This is a genomic window from Maribacter aquimaris (assembly GCF_014596745.1).
GTDB classification, from domain to species: domain Bacteria; phylum Bacteroidota; class Bacteroidia; order Flavobacteriales; family Flavobacteriaceae; genus Maribacter_A; species Maribacter_A aquimaris.
This window is the reverse complement of the sequence record NZ_JABTCF010000003.1, coordinates 306740-327752: the sequence shown is the minus strand read 5'-3', so window position 1 is coordinate 327752 and position 21013 is coordinate 306740. Positions and strand designations below refer to the sequence as shown.

General features: G+C 39.0%; 17 protein-coding genes and 1 pseudogene. 13 read left to right on the top strand and 5 right to left on the bottom strand.

Annotated elements, in window-relative coordinates; translation table 11 throughout:
* The first annotated feature begins 383 nt into the window (after positions 1-383).
* Positions 384-776 (top strand): response regulator, encoded by a 393-nt coding sequence (locus HPE56_RS07350; RefSeq protein WP_109652164.1) that lies wholly within the window; start codon positions 384-386, stop codon positions 774-776.
* 302 nt (positions 777-1078) lie between these two features.
* Here HPE56_RS07350 and HPE56_RS20655 read toward each other — a convergent pair whose 3' ends face one another.
* The 3 genes and pseudogenes from HPE56_RS20655 to HPE56_RS07340 form a co-directional block, all read right to left on the bottom strand.
* Positions 1079-1939 carry a sensor histidine kinase gene (locus HPE56_RS20655; RefSeq protein WP_394355039.1) on the bottom strand — a complete coding sequence of 287 codons (861 nt, stop codon included), beginning with the start codon at positions 1937-1939 and terminating at the stop codon, positions 1079-1081.
* Between the two features lie 24 nt (positions 1940-1963).
* Positions 1964-2629, bottom strand: a pseudogene (locus tag HPE56_RS20650) (7TM diverse intracellular signaling domain-containing protein); the annotation flags it as partial.
* 4 nt (positions 2630-2633) lie between these two features.
* Positions 2634-3374 carry a LytR/AlgR family response regulator transcription factor gene (locus HPE56_RS07340; protein ID WP_188243120.1) on the bottom strand — a complete coding sequence of 247 codons (741 nt, stop codon included), beginning with the start codon at positions 3372-3374 and terminating at the stop codon, positions 2634-2636.
* A 395-nt stretch (positions 3375-3769) separates the two neighbouring features.
* Between HPE56_RS07340 and HPE56_RS07335 the strand changes: the two genes are divergently transcribed.
* From HPE56_RS07335 to HPE56_RS07295, 9 genes are all read left to right on the top strand, one after another.
* On the top strand, positions 3770-4810 hold the full coding sequence (locus HPE56_RS07335) for a helix-turn-helix domain-containing protein (RefSeq protein WP_188243119.1): 1041 nt from the start codon (positions 3770-3772) through the stop codon (positions 4808-4810).
* 99 nt (positions 4811-4909) lie between these two features.
* Positions 4910-5437, top strand: coding sequence for a dihydrofolate reductase family protein (locus HPE56_RS07330; protein ID WP_188243118.1), 528 nt, complete (start codon positions 4910-4912; stop codon positions 5435-5437).
* A 287-nt stretch (positions 5438-5724) separates the two neighbouring features.
* Positions 5725-6339: a collagen-like triple helix repeat-containing protein gene (locus HPE56_RS07325; protein ID WP_188243117.1), complete on the top strand. Its 615-nt coding sequence runs from the start codon at positions 5725-5727 to the stop codon at positions 6337-6339.
* A 195-nt stretch (positions 6340-6534) separates the two neighbouring features.
* Positions 6535-7119: a collagen-like protein gene (locus HPE56_RS07320; RefSeq protein WP_188243116.1), complete on the top strand. Its 585-nt coding sequence runs from the start codon at positions 6535-6537 to the stop codon at positions 7117-7119.
* Positions 7120-7165: 46 nt separating this feature from the next.
* Positions 7166-7798 carry a hypothetical protein gene (locus tag HPE56_RS07315; protein ID WP_188243115.1) on the top strand — a complete coding sequence of 211 codons (633 nt, stop codon included), beginning with the start codon at positions 7166-7168 and terminating at the stop codon, positions 7796-7798.
* Positions 7799-7809: 11 nt separating this feature from the next.
* Entirely contained in the window at positions 7810-8613 is an 804-nt protein-coding gene (locus HPE56_RS07310; protein ID WP_188243114.1) for a hypothetical protein, read from the top strand.
* Between the two features lie 58 nt (positions 8614-8671).
* Positions 8672-9418, top strand: a complete 747-nt coding sequence (locus HPE56_RS07305) for a hypothetical protein (protein WP_188243113.1) — start codon at positions 8672-8674, stop codon at positions 9416-9418.
* 34 nt (positions 9419-9452) lie between these two features.
* Positions 9453-10118, top strand: coding sequence for a hypothetical protein (locus tag HPE56_RS07300; RefSeq protein WP_188243112.1), 666 nt, complete (start codon positions 9453-9455; stop codon positions 10116-10118).
* 204 nt (positions 10119-10322) lie between these two features.
* Positions 10323-11945: a fibronectin type III domain-containing protein gene (locus HPE56_RS07295; protein WP_188243111.1), complete on the top strand. Its 1623-nt coding sequence runs from the start codon at positions 10323-10325 to the stop codon at positions 11943-11945.
* A gap of 109 nt (positions 11946-12054) precedes the next feature.
* Here HPE56_RS07295 and HPE56_RS07290 read toward each other — a convergent pair whose 3' ends face one another.
* Both HPE56_RS07290 and HPE56_RS07285 read right to left on the bottom strand, forming a co-directional pair.
* Positions 12055-13623 carry a sulfatase family protein gene (locus tag HPE56_RS07290; protein WP_188243110.1) on the bottom strand — a complete coding sequence of 523 codons (1569 nt, stop codon included), beginning with the start codon at positions 13621-13623 and terminating at the stop codon, positions 12055-12057.
* A gap of 311 nt (positions 13624-13934) precedes the next feature.
* Positions 13935-14492: an RNA polymerase sigma factor gene (locus HPE56_RS07285; protein ID WP_188243109.1), complete on the bottom strand. Its 558-nt coding sequence runs from the start codon at positions 14490-14492 to the stop codon at positions 13935-13937.
* Between the two features lie 162 nt (positions 14493-14654).
* Here HPE56_RS07285 and HPE56_RS07280 point away from each other — a divergent pair, with 162 nt between their 5' ends.
* The 3 genes from HPE56_RS07280 (at position 14655) to HPE56_RS07270 (ending at position 20858) form a co-directional block, all read left to right on the top strand.
* Positions 14655-15782, top strand: a complete 1128-nt coding sequence (locus HPE56_RS07280; protein WP_188243108.1) for a FecR family protein — start codon at positions 14655-14657, stop codon at positions 15780-15782.
* 162 nt (positions 15783-15944) lie between these two features.
* The gene (locus tag HPE56_RS07275) at positions 15945-19277 is read left to right on the top strand and encodes a TonB-dependent receptor (protein WP_188243107.1); all 3333 of its coding nucleotides are present in this window, start codon (positions 15945-15947) and stop codon (positions 19275-19277) included.
* A 27-nt stretch (positions 19278-19304) separates the two neighbouring features.
* Positions 19305-20858, top strand: coding sequence for a RagB/SusD family nutrient uptake outer membrane protein (locus HPE56_RS07270; RefSeq protein WP_188243106.1), 1554 nt, complete (start codon positions 19305-19307; stop codon positions 20856-20858).
* Positions 20859-21013: the final 155 nt, after the last annotated feature.

Sequence of the window (21013 nt, the reverse complement as noted above, 5' to 3'; positions counted from 1 at the left end):
AATTTTTCGGCAAAAGGGAGGAAATTAGCAGTAAACTGCACAATGATCATAAAATCTTGTGATTTACTAGGGTTTACCAAAAAAGGCGTACGGGTTTAAAAGTAAATTCTCGGGATGTTCAGCAACGACCTAGGTATGGGATTATGGATATGGGGTGCTAGTGACATCCCTATAACGTATGATATGGACTGTGGAAGTGACGGATTGTTACGCAACGTGATATATCGTGAAATTATCAATTCATAGGGTGTAAAATCCCCTTCTCATAAAGGGTGACCACTTTGATCCCCTATTTTATGCATATAAATTGGTAGTTCACAACATTTCTTTACCACACATTAATATTGAGTCTAGTTTTGTAGATGAATTTAAAATGGGCAATTATGTATGCAGAGATTTATTTAGTGGATGATATGGAAATGGTGAACTTGGTGCATCAAGTATTGATAAGAAGGCTCGGACTGGAAGACAGGACAAAGTCTTTTACCGATCCAGAGGAGGCTTTGGATGACTTGCGCTTCAATGGGAATAAAACGGAGCCGATACTGGTTTTGTTGGATATCTCTATGCCCGTGATGAGTGGATACGAATTTTTGGAATTCATGGTCCTTGAGGATTTCCCTACGAATATCGATGTGATGATAGTGACTTCTTCCAATTCTGAGGAAGATAGGACGTTGGCCGAACAATATCCCCAATACGTATTGGATTATGTTGCCAAACCTTTGCAGATTGAAAAACTAAAGCAATTTACGTCAAAAACCCGTAGTGCTTAATACAAATATGATTCCGAAGGTTCCGATGCCTTAGGTCACTCATTTGTACACCTATGGTTCCATATAGGATATAGACCGCTTTAGATTCGGACAGAAGAACTTTTTGGTTAAAAAGAAAAACGTACCCAGCTCCCGCTAGTTTGCAACTAGTGGCCAGCATGGGTAAGAATAATAATGGAATAGTATTGTGTAGGAAAGAAACAGAAACCACGGCCAAAAGCTGTGGTTTTTTAATTGGAATAAGACGGTTATACTACGGCAAGATACCATCTTGCGGTAGCGAGGGTATTACGGAAATTACACTAATGCGTAACATCGGTAAAATCTATTTCAGGAATCTCAATAATCACCATGGTACCTAAGGAATCACCGGATTTCTTATCTTCAAGATCTTCGATTAGGTACCCATAGTGATTCCCGGATTTTTTAGAAAAAAGATCCAGTATGTCCCTCGTTAGCGTAAGGCCTAATGATTCTTTCTTGAAAGGGTTCACTGCATTTTTTTCATAGGCGGCTCTTCTTCCCACACCATTATCGATAATGCGAATCTCCAAAGTATTTGGTTTTTCTGAACTGCTTATGGTTATTTTCAACAACTTGCGGCCACTTTTGGTTGAAAGGCCATGCCAAATTGCATTTTCAACAAAAGGCTGTAAAAAAAGAGCGGGTACCTTTATTATATCGGAATCAATATTTTCATCGATCTCCATCGCAAAATCAATATCATTCTTAAAACGATCATTCTCTATTTCCACATACATTTTCAAGGTGATCAATTCCTCTGTCAAGGTAATTTCCTCTTCCCTTGAACTCTCTAGTATATTGCGGATCAACTTTGAGAATTTGGATAGATAAAAGATGGCTTTTTCCTGGTTGTTCTCAATAAAATAGGATTTGATGGAATTTAGGGCATTAAAGATGAAATGGGGGTTCATCTGACTGCGGAGGGCATTAAGCCGTAATTGGGCGAACCTATTTTCGAACTTAACGGTAAGCTTCTCGGTTCGCTCCCTTTGGGCCTCGGCGGAAAGGTCTTCGATTTCGGTCTTGGTTTGAAGGAGTTCTTCCGATAGGGTCCTATTGATACTCTCCTTGATCGATTGATTCTCCTCTAACTGTTGGATATATTTTTTCTGAACGGAAGCCTTTTCAATATATACCATTTTCTGTTTCAAACCAATGGCAAGGGCAAAAAGTAAACTCTCTATCAAAATACCCACATAGTAGACATAGAGGGTATGTACATTTGCGTTCATGGTTCGCATGGAAATTATCGAAATGGTAAAATAGGACAGTACCAAAATGGTCATTCCAGAAAGAATATACCATTTAATGACCATTGGTTGTTTAATGACCATAATGAAGACCCAAAAGAAGATGATGTACCCTAAAACCAAGAACACATAGGCATGGAAATAATCAATCCAATATAAAGAGGGGTATATTACATTTATGCCCCAAAGTACCAGAAACACAAGGGATACAATGGCATATATAATATCCATTGTTCTAATGGATTTCGGGAATTTTTTCCGCAACTGCATGATTTCTATAATGAAATAGCTAAAAAAAAGGGAGCCGAACAACTGAGCCGGATAGTGCGTGATTCTTCTAAAAACCAGACCTGCATGAGTTTCGAAAAAGTCTGAGAAAAATACCCCATCGATATATTTCATCAGGCTTATGCCATTAACAAATGCATACAGGCTGTACAGTAAATAATACAGTTTTCTATGTTGAAAGAATTGAATGAAAAAAAAAAGAAAGAGATAGAACAGTACAACTACAGTTAGAAAACCAAACCCGTTCTGGTTGCTACCCTCAAAAAACGATTTAATGGCTTCACCGTTCATCTTTTTAATACGACATTTTATTCAAGAATTCCACTTTTTTATTGCGCGATACGGGGATCTTCTTATTGTTGGTAAGTACGACATAACCCTCTGCCCGTAGAAATTCGGTCACTTTTAGGGTATGGACAATATAGGAATTATGGATACGAAAAAAATGCGCTACGGGTAACAGCTGTTCCAATTCCTTTAACTTTTTGGCGGCATAAAGTTCTTTGGAGGATTCCAGAAAGATCTTGGAATAGTTTCCGTCAGATTCACAATATAGGATATCATCGATCCTAGCGAAGAGTATCTTGCCGTTTACAGGGATCTGTATCATTTTAGGGGTACTGGCTTTAGAGAGTGCCCCCAGTGTTTCCACAAATTGGTTTTGAAAATTTTCAGAACTATGATACTTTTCCAACTTCTCTACCACCTTCTTGATTTCATCGGAATCTATGGGCTTCAAAAGATAATCCAAGGCACTTTCCTTGATGGCCCGAAGCGCGTATTGACTATAGGCTGTCGTAATGATCACGGCAAAGTTGCGGAATTGCAGTCGCTGTAGAAGGGAGAATCCGTTCATCTCAGGCATCTCTATATCTAAAAAAACACAGTCAGGCTTTAAATAATTGATACCTGAAAGTGCCTCATTTGCCGAAGTGAAGGTATCCACAATCTTAATGTAATCAGAAAATTTATCAAGTTCCCAAATCAGACTTTTTATGGCAGCAGGCTCATCGTCCACTATAATAGCTCTCATCATAATTGTCCCGTTTAAAGATTACAAGTTATTCCCTTCTTCAAGATTATAGCCATAAACTATGATAAGTTACCGGTTATATTGTACGGATGGTGCTATAGATGTATAAAATGCAATTTGATACTACTTTGTGATAGTTGCCGCTTTATACAATAAATCCTGCAATTGATATAACGCTATGGACACGCTATCACAAGATGGGAGTGCAGAAATAAATCACACTTATAAATTTGGGTATCAATTCACAAAAAAGCAAACATCATGACAACATCGACGAAAATTTCAAGATCATTTTTTAGCTTCCTATTTATCGTTTCGTTACTTATCCGCTGATAAAGTTTGTCTCATCCAATTTCAGGGGGGCATATAACTGGTGCCAGAATGTACGACCAATTAGAATGGGGACACCTGCTTATGTGATTGATAAAGGAAAAACCAGGTTGGTCGATTTGAATACCCCTACAGGTAATATCGACATTAAAAACGGTACCTATCCCATTCCCAAGTTCGATCAATTACCACTTCACCCAACAACCTTAATTATAAACAATTTGGTTATGCAAGATTACAATACCTTGAGTACCCTAGAGGAAATTAGGGCCATTAGTTTTTTTTCAACCTCATTAAGCACCAAGGAATCGATTGACGAGATTCTTTGGGGCATTACCAAGAATGTGATACACCGTTTAGGGTTTGTCGACTGTGTTATATATACCTATGACCATAGCACATATGAATTGACGCAACATGCCGCTTATGGCACTAAAAATCCATCCGATGAGTGTATTTATAACCAAATTCGGCTTGATCTGGGCGAAGGGATCGTAGGTAGTGTCGCCATGTCAAAATCGGCGGAAATCATCAATGACACTTCCAAAGACCCTAGATACATCGTTGATGATGCATCGCGACTATCGGAAATATGTGTCCCCATTCTAATCAATGGTAATCTTTTCGGGGTTATCGACTCCGAACATCCCGAGGCAGGCTTTTTTACGGAGAAACACTTGTGTTTATTGAATATTATAGCGGCCCTATGCGCGCAACGTATCAAAGAACTTCATACGAAGTCCAAAATACAGTTCAGCACGGCCCATAAGTACTTTAAGAAATTGGAGGAGCTTATGCGCTTTAAAAAACTATATCGAAACCCATGCCTCAGCCTTTCCTCGGTCGCAGAAGTTTTGGGCATTTCGGCCTGTTATCTTTCAAGTATGATCAACAGCCTTTTAAACAAGAGCTTTATCGATTTTATCAATGAATACAGAATCGCCGATGTAAAGCGAAACTTAAGTTCCAATGCATTTGACCACTACACCGTTGTTTCCGTAGGGCTCGAAGCAGGATTTAATTCCAAATCCGCTTTTTATTCCGCCTTTAAAAAACATACGGGTTTGACCCCTTTACAGTTTAAGAACAATTTGTATGCTATGTCCTAATTTTTGAGGAGAAGCCATACCAAACCCCATGGTGTGGGTTTTGTTTACGATAATCTTTAATACCCCCTTGGGCCTTACCTATTAAAAATACAAAATCAAATGCACAAGATCGTTTATTACATAGCAAGTTCACTTGATGGTTTTATAGCAGGAAAGAATGATGATATAAGCCGGTTTATACTTCAAGGAAAAGGAGTTGAAAAATATCAGGCGGATCTATCAAATTTCAAAACCGTAATAATGGGAAGAAGAACGTATGAATTTGGTTTTCAATATGGTCTTGTGCCAGGGCAACCTGCCTATATTAATATGGAGCATTATATTTTCTCCGATACATTGGAAATCGAAAATTTGGCGGATTCGGTGCATATAGAAAAGAAATCTATTGATCGGATCAAACGAATAAAGGCAAATGCCAAAACGGATATTTACCTGTGCGGTGGCGGTACATTTGCAGGTTGGCTACTTGACAATGACCTTATCGATCAGCTTAAGATCAAATTAAACCCCATAATCCTAGGAGAGGGTATCAAGCTTTTCGGCAACTCTAAGACGATAGCAGAATGGAATTTGACCAAAATCGAATCTTTTGATAAGGGACTCCAAATATTGACTTATGAAAGGTGAAAGCCCAGAATCTGCATAGAACTTCCCTAAAAAATCAGTCCCGTTCCATAAATCCAAAAACTGCTCTATTTACTTTTTCCTTAATAGAACTTGCTCATAGTAGGTTATACGATCTATATCGCCAGGACGCTTCTTTTCCATAATCCTTATCAAAGCGAATACTACGGGATTGAAATGGGATACTGGTTCTTCTCTTTGTCCTAATTCTTTAAAATCAAAATATATAGGACTTCCGAACTTGACATAGCAATTAAGTTTGCTCCAATAATATTTACAAAAAAACAATTATGAAAACTTTTAAATTCACAAAACGATTACTTAGCCTATTATTAGTATCAAGTCTTTTTGTAGCCTGTTCCAAGGATGATGGTGAAGATGGGGCCATTGGACCCCAGGGGCCACAAGGTGAACAAGGTATTCCAGGGGAAGATGGTGCCGATGGTGCCGATGGTGCGCAAGGCGAACAGGGGGAACAAGGGGAAACAGGTACGGCAAATGTCATTTATTCCGATTGGATCGATTCTCCTGTAACTAGCAATAATATTGAATCGTCACAAGCAAATGGCGATATTGATGCAGCCGGTTTAAGCCAAGAAATAATAAACCAAGGGACTGTCCTGATTTACGCAAGGGTTCTTGGAAGTGTATATGCCTTGCCATATATCGGCATTCAAGGTGTTTCATACCACTACCGTTTAACCGTAGGGGCCGTTAATATAAGGTTAGCTACCATAGATGGATCTGATATCGGAGCACCTCTTTTTACACAATATCGTTATGTTTTGATTCCAGGTGGTGTTGAAGCTGGTAATGGGATTGGGGGAATCACTGGAAAATCCTCAACGGACTATTCAAAAATGAGCTACGATGAAGTAGTGGCCCAGTTTAATATTCCCGAATAGTTTTATTACATCTAAGAGGCTGTCTAGAAAGTTAAGACAAGTGGTCATTACGAACGAAGTGAAGTGATCCATTACGTGATGACCATCAACTTGGAGATTGCTTCCTGCCCAGCAAAGATGGCCATTAAGGACTTTTTAGACAGCCTCTTTTGATTTGCCTACTTCCATTGAATAGTAACAATCCTAATATTAAGTATGAAAACAATAAAATACATCATTGGTCTGACTTTATGTGGCTTACTAATATTGGCATGCTCCAAAGACGGGGAAATGGGAATGCCTGGTGAAGACGGGGTAGACGGCCAAAATGGAGAACAGGGGCCCCAAGGTGAACAAGGGGAAACCGGTACCGCCAATGTGATTTATTCTGATTGGTTTTCTTCTCTATTTCCTGATGATATCACATCTACGAATTATACTTTTAGTGTAATTGCTCCTGATCTAACTGATGAAATTGTTGAAAATGGTTTGGTCATCGGGTATGGTCGTTACACCTCACCCACGTCAGCTGATATTCGTGTAGTTGAACAATTACCCTTTAGTTTGTTTGAAAGAAATCAATTTTACAGTCTCAGCTTTTCAACTCCTCCGGCGTCAAATTCTGAAAGGGCTTTTATTAGTCTACGGTCTATGGACGGCAGCCCTATTGGAGAACCTTTTTTTGAAGAGTATAGATATGTCATTATCCCAGGTGGTATTCCAGCCAGTGGAAAATCCTCTATTGATTATAACACAATGGGTTATAAAGAAATCTGTACCCATTTTGATATACCACAATAACACGATCAATGTTTCCTAATTGTCATTAATAAATCAAAATACCGCTATGAAGACACCAACTATCACAGTACTCCTATTATGTACCTGTTTATTGGTTTGCTGTCCATCAATTGCACAGCAATTACCCAATACGATCAAGGTAACCTCAAGGGTTATTTATATTGACCCCGACCCTACATACAAAGCAGTCATTTCTTTAAGCAATACCTCAAATTATGAATATGATTCCATGAGTGTTGCCGAATTAAAGGAGCGTTTTAAAAAAAGAGTGGAGGAAAGCGGTCTTTCATGGGACAGTATAAAGGAACATCCCGGCACTTTTGGCTATGAGACCATGAGGTATAACAAAGAAGGCGCCCTGTATCTATACGAAACAAAATCAGCGGAAGGGATGAAACAGTTTCTTAACATTAAACTGCCCATTCTGCAAATTTTAGACATGAGCTCTTCTATAGAAATTGATAGTGGGGAAGCGGAAAAAATTACCCAAATGGCAATGGACACATCCTTTAAACAAGCTACGCTACTTGCCAATAAAGCAAAAAAGAAATTGGGCGGTATTGTGGCACTAAAAGAGAATGGAGGACTTTTTAACAAGCCTTATAGGGTGAATCTATATTACGACAGACCACCGGGCGAATTTTACTATGACATTGAGGTGACCTATGAAATCCAATAAAGGGAAATCATATGAAAAAGAAAGCAAAGCATATCCTAATAACGGTACTGGCCGCCATATTCCTCGTCGCATGTTCCAAGGATGAAGATAGTCCGGCCCCTGAGGTGGCGGTCAAAACCCTTACACCCATGCCCACTATTGTTTCTTTGGTTTACAGTACGGGACGTACCATTAGATACACCATGGATTATAATGATTCCCTTCAATTAACAACAATCGATATGTCATATAAGACGGACGATGGGGAAAATACATTGGAAACGGAAATACGCTATAATGAAACAGGCTCAATCACAACAATAAATGTGGTGGATGTAAAAAACAGTTTAAACTATGTTACCACTTTTGACTACGATCCAAATAATGATATTTCCGATATAGCATTCATGATAAATGGAGATGTACAACCTACCATGTACGAATTTGACCCCGACAACCATATTTATAAGCTTGATGGGGATTTAGGAAACTTTCCAATGGGTTGGGGGTTTGACCAAGACAACCAACTAACGGAAATGGTTATCAATGACAATTATTTTAAGTTGACCGCTTCAGGAAACGAAAAAGGCGTTTTCCATAATCTAGACCCACAACCGGCATTGACGATATGGTACGGATTGCTTTTCTATCTGTCCCACTATGAGCTTTATTTTTTCCATCAAAAGGACCTTGTTCGTTTTGAGTCGGTCACGTTCTTTTACGATTATAAAGAAAAGGTACGGGATGGGGACGGAAACCTAATCGCATTCAAAATGGTTCCAAACGACCCTCTGGCCGGCACCATTAGCTATACCGTTAGTTACAAGGGATATTAAGGAAGCACCCCTTTATGGAGGATGAATGGCAAAGCACAAAACTTAATACATGATTCCAATGAAAACGATAGAAAACCACCACATATTAAAAACTTGTTTTATTTTTTTCACCCTTACAGTTCTTCTACAATCTTGTAATAACGATGATAGCCCTACACAAAAAGGCACCGACAAAGAAATGGGCATATTGCTTAGGTATCCCGATTCTTTGGTGGAAACTATTTTTAGAAAACAGGGTAGTTTGGCACCTATTGAAATTGACTGGAATGGCGAAAAGGGAACACTTTCAATTTCTTCCACTACCACTATTCTTGAAAGCAACAATATTCAATTTGAAGAAGATACGGGTATCATTTTCTGGAGTCGTCTTTTGCCTTTAGGGGAATTTGACCTTACCATAACAGCCAAGAACAGTAAAGATGCCGTAGACACCAATATACTCTTCAGCAATCGATTTGACCGAGGGTATTTTAGTGGTGGATTCGAAGCTGGTAACCCTACGGAAATAGACCCAACCACTATTCCCGTTGAGTATGGGCTCACGCTTCATGAAGATCATACTGTTAGCATGATCAACTATACCGATCCCGCGTTTATCGCTTCGGGAATCTGGGAAACCTTGGAAGGTCCGAATATAGCTATCGAATACACTTCAAACGGTGAAACCACCTATATGAAAGGACAATTATACCATAATGGCGAACTACCAAATCTACCGGTATTAGAGGGTGTTTACGGTGCAGGGAAAGATGCCTCCGGAGAAATTATAGCTCCTGAAGGAAGATTTTTATTTAAATGGGATTAAGAATCCTATAGTAGGGTCAAAAAAACGAACTCTTATGCAAAAACTATATTTTATTCTCGTAATCGTGCTGGTCATAACGGCCTGTTCTAAAAATGATGATGACGCCGTTGTTGAAGCGCCCGTACTTAGTATCACACCAAATCTCACTGCCAGTTATTTCCAACAAGGTGAAAGCCCTTTACCGGAAGTACAATGGAACGGTGATCAGGGCAAGTTTGGATTGGAGAATACAACCCAAGGACTTTCAATCGATACAGAAACCGGACAATTATCGTGGGACCCTTCATTGCCCATTGGCGTACATACCGTTATACTATTTGCATATAACGAGGCTGGTAAAGATTTGGCCTCGCTGACCATCAGCAACCCATTTCAAGGAATTTTTAAGGGGACTTATACAACTAACATTAGTTTCAGCAATACCTTATTCCAAATCATGGAAATGGTTTTTAACACGGATGGTACTTTCAGCGGCTATTCACAAATAGAATTGGACGATGGTACCCTATTGGGACCTAATTATTTTAGTGGTAATTATATGCTTTTGGATACTAAAATGGAGGGCACGTTTGAATACGAGGATAGTGAATCTACCAACCCCTTTGCCGCGGACCTAGACCAACAAGGAAAACTCACAGGACAATATTCTGCCGAATTCCTAAATGCTACATTTGAACTTAATGTACTCATACAACAATAACAACAATGCCGTATTGTACCGCATCGACCATTTTTCACTATGACAAGTTTTTGACCCCTTCCATATCGGAAATCAAGCTTAAAAGAAAACCGCCCAAGCAAGTCCAGATTCTTTGAAACCCAAACTTTCGGGACACCAAAACGATTTCCCATTTCTATTTTTATAACACCCCGAACAAATACCTGCGGGTGAAAAATATCGACTATGAAAAAGACACTTTTCTTATCCGCTTTAACCCTTATTGGCTTCCTCTTTATAGGATGTAACAATGATGACGACAATCGAACTACAGAACCCAAAAATGAAAAGCCCGGGAACTTCACGGTGCAAGTCACTCAAATTACGGCTAATAGCGCTTTATTGACGTGGAATGCCGCCGTAGACCCAGACAAGGTCCAAGTTACCTATACTGTATTTCTAGGAGGCAACGAAGTGCAGGCAAATCTAGGGACGACCGAATTTCTTTTGGAAAACCTTACCGGCCAAACCGATTACAACGGTACGGTAACAGCTTCGGACGGTAATGGGAATACCACTGAGAATACATTTGATTTTACCACGGAAGAGGATGAGGAAGAGCCTATCGATGGCGTCTCCATAGCCTGGGAAAAATCCTTCGGGGGTTCTAAAATTGACATGGCCAATTCCTTGCAATTAACGGTCGATGGCGGGTATATCATAGCGGGCACTTCCGATTCCGATGATGGGGACGTAGGAGGCAACAATGATGCGGAAGGTTATCTGGGAGGTGATTTTTGGATCATCAAACTAAGTAATTCAGGGGATTTGGTATGGGAAACCAATCTTGGGGGAAATAGTGATGAAGCAGGAAATAGCATACAACAAACAACAGATGGGGGGTATATCGTAGTAGGAATGACCGATTCCAATGATCAAGACATTAACGGGGACACCTCCGCTGCCGATGTATGGGTCATTAAACTGGATGGGGCTGGAAATTTGGTTTGGGAAAACAATTACGGGGGCGAATCTGGGGATGAAGCCAATGCTGTTAAGCAAACTGTAGATGGCGGATATATCGTTGCAGGTTTTACAGGATCTTCAGATGGTGATGTAGAAGACAATAATGGAGGGCTGGATTATTGGATACTCAAACTGGACAGTAACGGAGTTTTGGTGTGGGAAACAACCCTTGGAGGCAGCGAGTTCGATATTGCAAAATCGATAGCGCAAACATCGGACGGAGGATATATTGTTGCGGGATATTCAGAATCTCCTGATGGTGATGTGGGAGGTAATTATGGCGAAAGGGACTATTGGGTCGTAAAGCTGGATGCCACAGGAAATTTGGCATGGGAAACGAATCTTGGCGGCTCATTGGATGACTACGCCTATGACATTCACCAAACCTCGGACCAAGGGTATATAGTGGCCGGATATTCAGAATCCTCGGATTTTGATGTAAGCAACAATTACGGAAATAGGGATTATTGGATCGTGAAATTAAATACTACCGGAGGGATTACTTGGGAAGTCAACCTTGGGAGTTCATCTGTAGACGGTGCGCGTTCTATTCAACAAACAACAGACGGAGGGTATATTGTTGCTGGAAGTGCGGGAGAAACCGATTTTGATGTAAGCGGTTCCGTTAATGGCGGATTTCTCGATTATTGGGTCGTTAAATTGACTCCAGAGGGAGAACTGTCTTGGGAAATAAGCATGGGAGGTCCGGAAAACGATTATGCGACCGCTATTCAACAAACGAATGACGGATACATAGTATCGGGTTATGTTTCGGGTCCTGGTGGGGATATCAGTGGGTCGGGCAAAGGCCTGTGGGATTACTGGGTCGTAAAATTAGAGTGATATAGTAGCCCATAAGGATTGACTACCCTAATTAAGAGCAGGCACCAATAAACCAAACGCTTAAGAAAGAACGATCTAAACACTATGGTTCACATATGTAGTGGAGGTATTATTTTAATTTAATTTCCTCAACGTTGAAGTTATGATCTTTTCCCATTAATGTTTCGAATTCATGGATCATTTCAGCAAGTTTCTTTGGATTCGTAGTGGCTAAATTATTTTGTTGCGCCACATCATCTTTTAAATTATACAAATGGAACTCAGGAAAGCTCCCTACTTCAATATCTACTTCCTCCTGATAATTAACGCCTTTATAAGGGGGGATCATTAACCAATCCCCACTTCGCAATGCCGTTCTTGATGTCGCTTCAATGATAAGGTTGTCCCTTCCTGTTTTACTTTTTCCTAAAAATACATCCATTAAATCTTGACTGTCAGTGGTGTTATCCTTAGTGCCGACTAAGTCGGCCAAAGAGGCCAACAAATCCATTTGACATACGATCGCATTGGATTCTGCCGGTTGTATCTTACCTTTCCAATACGTTATGAGGGGTATTCTTGTGCCAGCCTCGAACAGACTATATTTTCCTCCCCTTAGGCCTCCACTGGGATCATGGTCACCTAGTTTCGCTACGGCATCATCATAATATCCATCATTGAGTACCGGTCCATTATCACTAGAGAAGATTACCAGAGTATTATCCAAGATTCCTTCTTCCTCTAGTGTTTTCATGAATTCACCAATACACCAATCCGCTTCCAAAATAACATCCCCTCTAGGGCCCATTCCCGATTTTCCCACAAATCTTGGATTTGGGGTTCGAGGTACATGTGGCTGATTCATGGCGTAGTACAGAAAGAAAGGCTTGTCTTTATGCTCTTTGACATAGGTTTGGGCTTTTTCCAGAAAGGTATCGGCAATATCAATATCACTCCATTTGGCTGAATCACCACCTTTCATAAAACCAATTCGTGGAATTCCGTTGACAATACTGTTGTTATGTCCATGATGCCATTTCATTTTTACCATTTCGGGATTTGTAATTGCCGTGGGTTCACCTTTAAAATTATGCTTATAATCAACCGAAATGGGATCTTTGGGGTCTAAACCAACAACATTCCCATTTTCAATATAGACGGTAGGGACCCTATCCTGGGTAGCCGCCAAAATATAGGATTCTTCAAATCCAACCTCATTGGGCCCAGGAGAGACCCTTTCGTTCCAATTTATAATTCCTGAACCTAGGCCAAGATGCCATTTTCCGACAATGGCGGTTTGATAGCCTTGTTTTTTTAGCATTTTTGGCAAGGTTTGTTGTTCTGTGCTTATTAATAAGGGTGCCGTACCAGGTAATATCTTGGCATCCTTATTTCGCCACGGATACATCCCCGTAAGTAAGGCATATCTACTAGGGGTACATGTTGCTGAGGAGGCATAACCATTAGTGAATTTAATACCTTCCGTAGCCAAGGCATCAATATTTGGTGTTTGTAACCCAGTTCCTCCATAGGAACTGATATCCCCATAGCCCAAATCATCCAAATAAATGACGACAATGTTTGGGTTTTTTGAAGGGGGATCAACGTCATTTGCTTTTTCTATCGGTTTATCCTTGCAACTTAAGCCAAGAAGTAAAATGGATGCTAGTAATAATAGGGAATGTTTTGAATTTTTCATATGTTGGATTTGATATGATAAATTAAAATGTATAATACAATTTAGAACTTCTGGTTTAACGCTAATCGGATGAATATTTTCCCATCTCAAGAAAGAATGGGGATATATTATTTTAGAAGAAAACGCTCGTTTGATTACGAATACTATCTACGATCCAGAATGCTTTATTGTTTTTAAAGCAACAAATGTATTTAAAGTTAAAGATCTATTCACTTATATTTCACAAAATTCCAACTGTTTTGTTTGATTCTGGGAGGTCATCAAAAAGGGTGTTCTTATTGGAGTGAAAATCAAATAAATAATAACTAAAGCTAATGCAGCAATAGAAATAAAAGTAGACTATCGTCTTTAAAGGCTTCCCGGATTTTGCTAAATGCAATCCTCATCTGGGATTCAACGGTTTTAATCGAGATTTTCAATTCCAGAGCAATCTCTTTGTACTTTATGCCCTGAAGCTTATTCATGCGAATGATTTTTCTGCATTCGGGGGGTAGAGTTTCAATTACATACTTTATTTTCTGAATGCGTTTCTCTTGGGCATCCGAATCTTCCTCAATTCTATCCCGTAAAGCACGTTCCCAAATTTCAATCATTATTACATCCTTCTTTTTTGAAGCATTGATGGCGTCGATATATATATTGTGGGCTATGGCATAAAGGTATCCTTTGGGTGATTGTGTGTCATCCAGTTTTTCCCGATTGATCCAGAGATTTATAAAAGTTTGCTGAACGATATCCTCCGATTGGGTTCTATCATGGCTATATGTTGTTATATAAGCCACAAGGCGGTTGTAGTACGCATGGAAAAGATATTTATAGGCAAGTCTATCCCCTTTTTTCAAAGCCTTGACTGCATTTATTTCATCCATTTATTTGGCTTCGTTAATAGCGATTATAGTGTAATGATGTTAATAATAATAAAATATTTTAATTTTTTTTAAGGGTTTTTTAATATTTGTCAGTATAGCTTATGTATGTGTTGTATAGAGGTGTCTAAATTATAACATATATCGAAAAATTTAATCAAATTAATGAAAAAATATATAAGTAAGCTACTTATGGATACCATTTCCCAAGATGAGCTCGTCATCTTGAAAAAATGGTTGGAGAATCCCAAAAATCAATCGATTCTTGAGTCATACGTAAAGGATTATCACGATTTGAACATGGCGATGCTAAAGGACAATGTGGATGAAGCCTATGACAAGGTGATTGGACAAATTGAACAGAGGGAAAGGCCGGTGAAAAAAATGGTTCCTAATTGGGTCGGGTATGCAGCTGCAGTAGTTATTGGTATAGGACTTATGGTTCAATATTATTATTCTTCAGAAAAACCTGATACCGCATTAGTACCCAAAGAGGATGCTATTACATTGGAATTGGATAATGGAACGATACAGACAATACATACCGGACAGTCAAAAGTAGTCAAGAATGCGGAAGGGGATGTTGTAGGTAAACAAGAACAGGGTCAGATCGATTATTCCGAAGCGAATAATATCAAGGAATTGGTTTATAATACCTTGAGTTTGCCTAAAGGAAAAACGTTTCGGATAATGTTGTCAGATGGTACTGCAGTAAATATGAACGCGGGTAGCTCTTTGCGGTATCCCGTGAATTTCCGATCCAATGAATCGCGACGGGTTTTTCTTACCGGGGAGGCTTATTTTGATGTGGCCAAGGATAAAGAAAGACCTTTTATTGTGAGTTCAGGTAGTCTGGAAGTTGAGGTATTGGGTACTGAATTCAACGTTTCTTCCTATAGGGAGGATGCCAATATAGAGGTAGTACTTGTCGAGGGTACGGTAAACCTTAATACAAATGGGGAATTAGAGGAAAATCCCATTGAGCTTTCACCAGGGCAACGAGGTTCTTATTCCCGTAATTCCAAAAACATACATATAGATGTTGTAAATACAAATATGTATACTTCGTGGATGCAAGGTCATTTAGTGTTCCGTGAATTGACTTTTGATCAAATCCTGACAAAATTGGAGCGTCATTATAATATCGAAATTGTAAATACAAATACGGAATTGGGTAAAGTAGTGTTTAATGCAAGTTTTAATGATGTTAAGATTGATGAGGTGTTAAGCTTTTTCAATGATACCCATGAAATCGAATATGAAATAAAAAGTAATACAGTAATTATCAAATAAAAGGAAGTAGAACCCTAAAAACAGAAAATCAATATGAAGTAGTGAACTGAATACAACTGTCGATACTTTTTTTTAATAAAAAACCGGAAAATGTTCGAGCATTTCCCGGTCGTAAAAAGTGATCGCATTTTTTTTGCAAACCACAATAAAACAATCAAAAATATGAAAAAACCACAGAACCTATGGAGGTTGAATAAACCTTTGTTGAAATTTGACTTAAAAATGAAACTAACTACCTTGTTATTGTTAACGGCCTTGTTTGGGTTACATGCCAATAACGGTTATGCTCAAAAGACCAAGGTCACTTTGAGTGTTGAGAATTCGAGTGTTCGAAGTATTATTGATAATATTGAATCCACTACAGACTTTCGATTTATTTACAAAATCAAACAAGTTGATTTAAGTCGCAAGGTATCCTTGGATTTGCATGAGGTAAATATTGAGAAAGTACTCAAAAGTATGTTCAGCACTACGAACACCGTATATAAAATAAGAGGTACTCAAATCATATTAAAACAAGGGGTAAAGATATCGAAAAAAGAGACTGAAGAAGAAGGTCAGGTTCTTATCACACCGGAGCAAGAAAGTATTGTGACTGGTAATATTGTTGATGAGGAAGGCACTCCGTTACCAGGGGCAAGTATTTTGGAAAAAGGCACTACTAATGGTACACAGTCCGATTTTGATGGTAATTATTCAATTTCCCTAAGCAATCTGAATACAACATTAGTTGTTTCTTATATTGGTTTTGCAACCCAACAGGTAGCGATCAATGGTCGTACCATGATCAATATCAAAATGGAAGTGGATGCTGCCGGATTGGATGAAGTTGTCGTTGTAGGTTATGGTAGTGTGAAAAAGAGCGATTTGACAGGTTCTGTTTCTTCCGTTAATTCAGAGGATTTAGTTGCTTTCCCTGTTGTCGATGCCACCCAGGCCTTACAAGGTAGGGCAGCCGGGGTTACGGTGCAATCCACAAATGGTGCACCTGGATCGGAGTACAGTATCCAAATCCGTGGTAATACTTCCATTAATGCCGGAAATGATCCTTTAATTGTTGTTGATGGATTTATTGGTGGAACAATGCCTCCTTCTGAGGATATTAAGTCCATGGAAATTCTTAAGGATGCTTCGTCTACTGCAATTTATGGAGCTAGAGGGGCTAATGGGGTTGTACTTATAACTACAAAGAGGGGTACTGAAGGAAAACCACAATTTAGTTTTTCATCATCATATTCTTCCCAGAAAGAAATAAACACGCTTGACCTACTTGATGCGGATCAATTTACAGGTTATATTCAAGAGCTTTATCCTGATTTTGTTCCGGAATTGACGGGAAAAGGAACAGACTGGCAAGATAAAATATTTAGACCAGGTGGGATACAGAATTACCAGCTTTCAGTTGCTGGTGGAACAGATAAATTGAATTATTATCTGTCCGGGGCAATCTATGATCAGAAAGGTGTTATCAAGGATTCGGATTATAAAAGATATTCGCTTACTTCCAATTTGGATTTAAAAGTGTCAGAGTCTGTGAGTATTGGGACAAGTTTATTTGCACGTCGAACCAATCGCAATGGGGTAAGAACCCAAGAAGGTGGGGATGCTTCCCAAACTGGGGTTGTATCAGGGGCTTATAAATTTTCACCTACCCAAGGGGCTAAAGATGAAAATGGTGATAATTCACTAAGTGTTGTTGGTTATCCTATCGATAACCCTTATGCTATGGCAACCGAATACCAAAATGAAGTTGAGAAAGATTTATTTCAAGGTAATGTTTATGCGGAAATCGCTCTTGCCGAAGGTTTAAAGTTTAAGTCTACATTAGGTTTAAAGGTAAGTGGTTCCAGAACGGGTCAGTATTACCCAACTACCCTAGAACGTGGTAGTAGTACAGGGGGCGAGGCTACGCTTACCAATGTTAAGTACACGAGTTTGATCAATGAGAATTATTTGAATTATTCCAAAATATTTGGTGATATTCATGATGTATCATTGATGGCTGGTTATTCTTACCAAAAAGATAGACAGGAGCTTTCAACAACTATAGCTTCCGGTTTTATTTCCGATTCTTTTTCATATTGGAACTTAGGAGCGGGTACAAACACACCTGCTGTTGATTCCGAATTGACAAAATCAACATTTGAAGCGTTCTTCGGAAGATTGAATTACACCTTGAACGACAAGTATTTATTTACGTTTACAGGTCGTTATGAAGGTGCTTCGGTATTTGCAGCAAATAACAAGTACGGATTTTTCCCTTCTGCCGCTTTTGGTTGGAAAATTTCTGATGAGGAGTTTCTTACCGATTCTAGTACCATCAGTTTACTTAAACTACGTACTAGTTATGGTGAGGTAGGTAATCAGGCGATAAGCCCTTATCAATCATTGGCCTCGTTTACTGATGTTTTTACGACAGTTCAAGGTAGTACGGTTACCGCTTTAAGGCCTTCAACCATTTCCAATAACGATTTATCATGGGAAACGACTACACAGACAAATATTGGTGTGGATTTTGGAATCCTGGGGAATAGATTTGGATTTACAGCTGATTACTATATCATGAGAACTGAGGATCTTTTATTCGATGTTCCTACCCCTACATTTACAGGGTTTGAGTCTCAGTTGCAAAATATCGGAACTGTAGAAAACAAAGGATTTGAATTGGCACTGAACGCAACCATTATCCAGAATGATGATTTTAAATGGAAATCATTTGCAAATATTTCATTTAATAAGAATGAGATCATCAAACTTGTAGAGAACGATACCGAAGACAATGATATTTATTATTCTTCTGCACCTTTAGCTGGAGCTGGAAATACACAAATATTGAGAGAAGGCCTATCTGTAGGTCAGTTTTGGGGTTATGTTTATGACGGAGTTGTACAGACTGCCGATGATGTACTTGTAGGCGGTGAAGATGTTGGTGGTGAAAAATTCAAGGACCTGAATGGGGATGGTGAACTAACGGATGACGATCGTAGTGTTATTGGAAATCCACATCCTGATTTTACGTGGGGTTGGAATAATGATTTTAGCTATAAGAACATAAGTCTGAATATTTTCATTCAAGGATCACAAGGTGGTGAAATGCTAAATTACTCCCTTATGGAATTAGGAGCCTTAAACGGAAGAACCAACGTAACAACCGATGCGCTTGATCGATGGACGCCTACAAATACGGATACGGACATTCCCGAAGCAAGGATCAGTAGAAGTTTTGTAACCTCCGATCGTTGGGTAGATGATGCTAGCTATGTTAGGTTGAAGAATATTTCTTTGGGTTATAGCTTTCCTGAAACTTTATTGTCTAAAATCAACTTATCATCAGCCCGAATTTATATCAGTGGTCAAAACTTGTTGACATTGACGGATTATAAGGGTGTTGATCCTGAGGTAGCATATGGTAGTTCCAGTAGTAACCTTGGACTTGACTATGGTAGTTATCCAAATGTGAAATCTTATACTTTAGGACTTAACATCGGATTTTAATAACCAACAATAAATAAAAATATAATTATGAAGAATATAATAAAATTTTCTGCACTAGCTATTTTGACTATTGTTGTTGGCTGCGCAGACTTAGATGAAGAACCGGTAGGGACATTAAGTCCAGAAGGTTTCTTTAATACTATAGATGATGTAAACGCCATGACAGATGGGACATACGGTTTAATGGCATCGTCGAATTTTTACGGAAGTGGACTTACCACGCCATTGCTACTGTCAAGTGATATGGTTGATAATGGATTGGAATTCAGTGATTATACCGAGTTTAGTCCTTTCTTGGTTACCCCTACAAATTCTTTTGTAAGTGGTTTTTGGGCTACGGCATATCAAGCTATAGCTACCGCGAATACGGCTATCCAAGGTATAGGTCTTTTAGGTGATGATATTGATGAGGAAGATAAAAACATAGCAGAAGCTGAAGCAAGATTTGTTAGAGGTTTTTTGTATTACCATTTAATTAGACTGTATGGTAATATTCCTTATATCGATAGTCCTGATATTGTTGATGCCTTAAGTATTGAATTATCATCAACGGATGAAGTTTATGTGAAAATCATCGAAGATATGACATTCGCCTTTGAGAATCTAGAGATGGATTCACGTGGTAGTGTTAGATCTAGGCCATCAAAGGGAACAGCGGCTTCTTATTTAGCCTCTATTTATTTGACTAGGGAAGATTGGCAAAATTCCTATGATATGGCTAAATGGGTGATAGATCATTCAGGTGAATTAAACTACGCCTTGGTAGATGATTTTCAGGATGTGTTTAGGGAAAGTGAACAATGGTCTTCCCCTGAGTATATTTTTACAATTGATTTTACCGGTAATCAAACCGGGGAAAACCCAAATCCAGCCACTTATGAAAATGATAACAAGATTGGTCCGTTTACCGGTGTTGAAGGTGGAGTGAAACCAATCAGGGGTTGGAGTATGCTTGTTCCTTCAATTAACGTGTACAATAATTGGGATACCAATGATTATCGACTTAAGGTGAGTATGGCTGATTCGTTGATATTGAATGACGATACCGATATTGTCAGACCTTTTACTGACTTTGAGGTGGCCAGACCACATATTGCAAAACACAATAGATTCGTTGGTGAAGGAAGGACCACTGCAGGATGGAGATCTGATTTTGACCACGCTGCTTTTAGGTATGCCGAAGTATTGCTTATCGCCGCTGAGGCTGGCAATGAATTAGGGCTTACTTCAGAAGCTATCGATTATGTCGATCAAATTAGAGGTCGTGCGAGAAATGGGGGAACCATTGATTTTGAAGGAAGTGGTTATGGTAGCTATGCTCCCTCTGATTTTCCTGAGGATGTTGCGTCCGGAACCAGTAAAGATGATCTAAGAGACGTAATATTGGAAGAAAGACGTATAGAATTGGCATTTGAATTTAAAAGATGGTACGACATAGTCCGTAGGGATTTAGGAAATGAAGTATTTGGTCCCAGTGGATTGGAACCACAATCTAATTTCAGTGAGTTTAGATACTTGTGGCCATTACCACAAGGGGAAGTAGACAAGAATCAGAATTTTGTTCAGAATCCAGGATATTAAGAATTAGTTGTTTGAGTTAGTTGTTCAAAGGCATTCTTTTTCCTAAAAGGAATGCCTTTATTTTAACAAATCAAGAAGCACTTATACTTTTTGGTTTTGGGTTAAAAATGAACAAACATTTCTAACTGTTTTATTTGTGGGTTTCTCCCCGATAA

Coding starts and splice junctions, on each gene's coding strand:
- HPE56_RS07325 (WP_188243117.1), top strand. CDS start 5,725: ATGAAAACTTTTAAATTCACAAAACGATTACTTAGCCTATTATTAGTA.
- HPE56_RS20655 (WP_394355039.1), bottom strand. CDS start 1,939: ATGGTATATATTGAAAAGGCTTCCGTTCAGAAAAAATATATCCAACAG.
- HPE56_RS07340 (WP_188243120.1), bottom strand. CDS start 3,374: ATGATGAGAGCTATTATAGTGGACGATGAGCCTGCTGCCATAAAAAGT.
- HPE56_RS07335 (WP_188243119.1), top strand. CDS start 3,770: ATGGGGACACCTGCTTATGTGATTGATAAAGGAAAAACCAGGTTGGTC.
- HPE56_RS07305 (WP_188243113.1), top strand. CDS start 8,672: ATGAAAACGATAGAAAACCACCACATATTAAAAACTTGTTTTATTTTT.
- HPE56_RS07280 (WP_188243108.1), top strand. CDS start 14,655: ATGAAAAAATATATAAGTAAGCTACTTATGGATACCATTTCCCAAGAT.
- HPE56_RS07295 (WP_188243111.1), top strand. CDS start 10,323: ATGAAAAAGACACTTTTCTTATCCGCTTTAACCCTTATTGGCTTCCTC.
- HPE56_RS07320 (WP_188243116.1), top strand. CDS start 6,535: ATGAAAACAATAAAATACATCATTGGTCTGACTTTATGTGGCTTACTA.
- HPE56_RS07315 (WP_188243115.1), top strand. CDS start 7,166: ATGAAGACACCAACTATCACAGTACTCCTATTATGTACCTGTTTATTG.
- HPE56_RS07270 (WP_188243106.1), top strand. CDS start 19,305: ATGAAGAATATAATAAAATTTTCTGCACTAGCTATTTTGACTATTGTT.
- HPE56_RS07310 (WP_188243114.1), top strand. CDS start 7,810: ATGAAAAAGAAAGCAAAGCATATCCTAATAACGGTACTGGCCGCCATA.
- HPE56_RS07330 (WP_188243118.1), top strand. CDS start 4,910: ATGCACAAGATCGTTTATTACATAGCAAGTTCACTTGATGGTTTTATA.
- HPE56_RS07285 (WP_188243109.1), bottom strand. CDS start 14,492: ATGGATGAAATAAATGCAGTCAAGGCTTTGAAAAAAGGGGATAGACTT.
- HPE56_RS07300 (WP_188243112.1), top strand. CDS start 9,453: ATGCAAAAACTATATTTTATTCTCGTAATCGTGCTGGTCATAACGGCC.
- HPE56_RS07290 (WP_188243110.1), bottom strand. CDS start 13,623: ATGAAAAATTCAAAACATTCCCTATTATTACTAGCATCCATTTTACTT.
- HPE56_RS07350 (WP_109652164.1), top strand. CDS start 384: ATGTATGCAGAGATTTATTTAGTGGATGATATGGAAATGGTGAACTTG.
- HPE56_RS07275 (WP_188243107.1), top strand. CDS start 15,945: ATGAAAAAACCACAGAACCTATGGAGGTTGAATAAACCTTTGTTGAAA.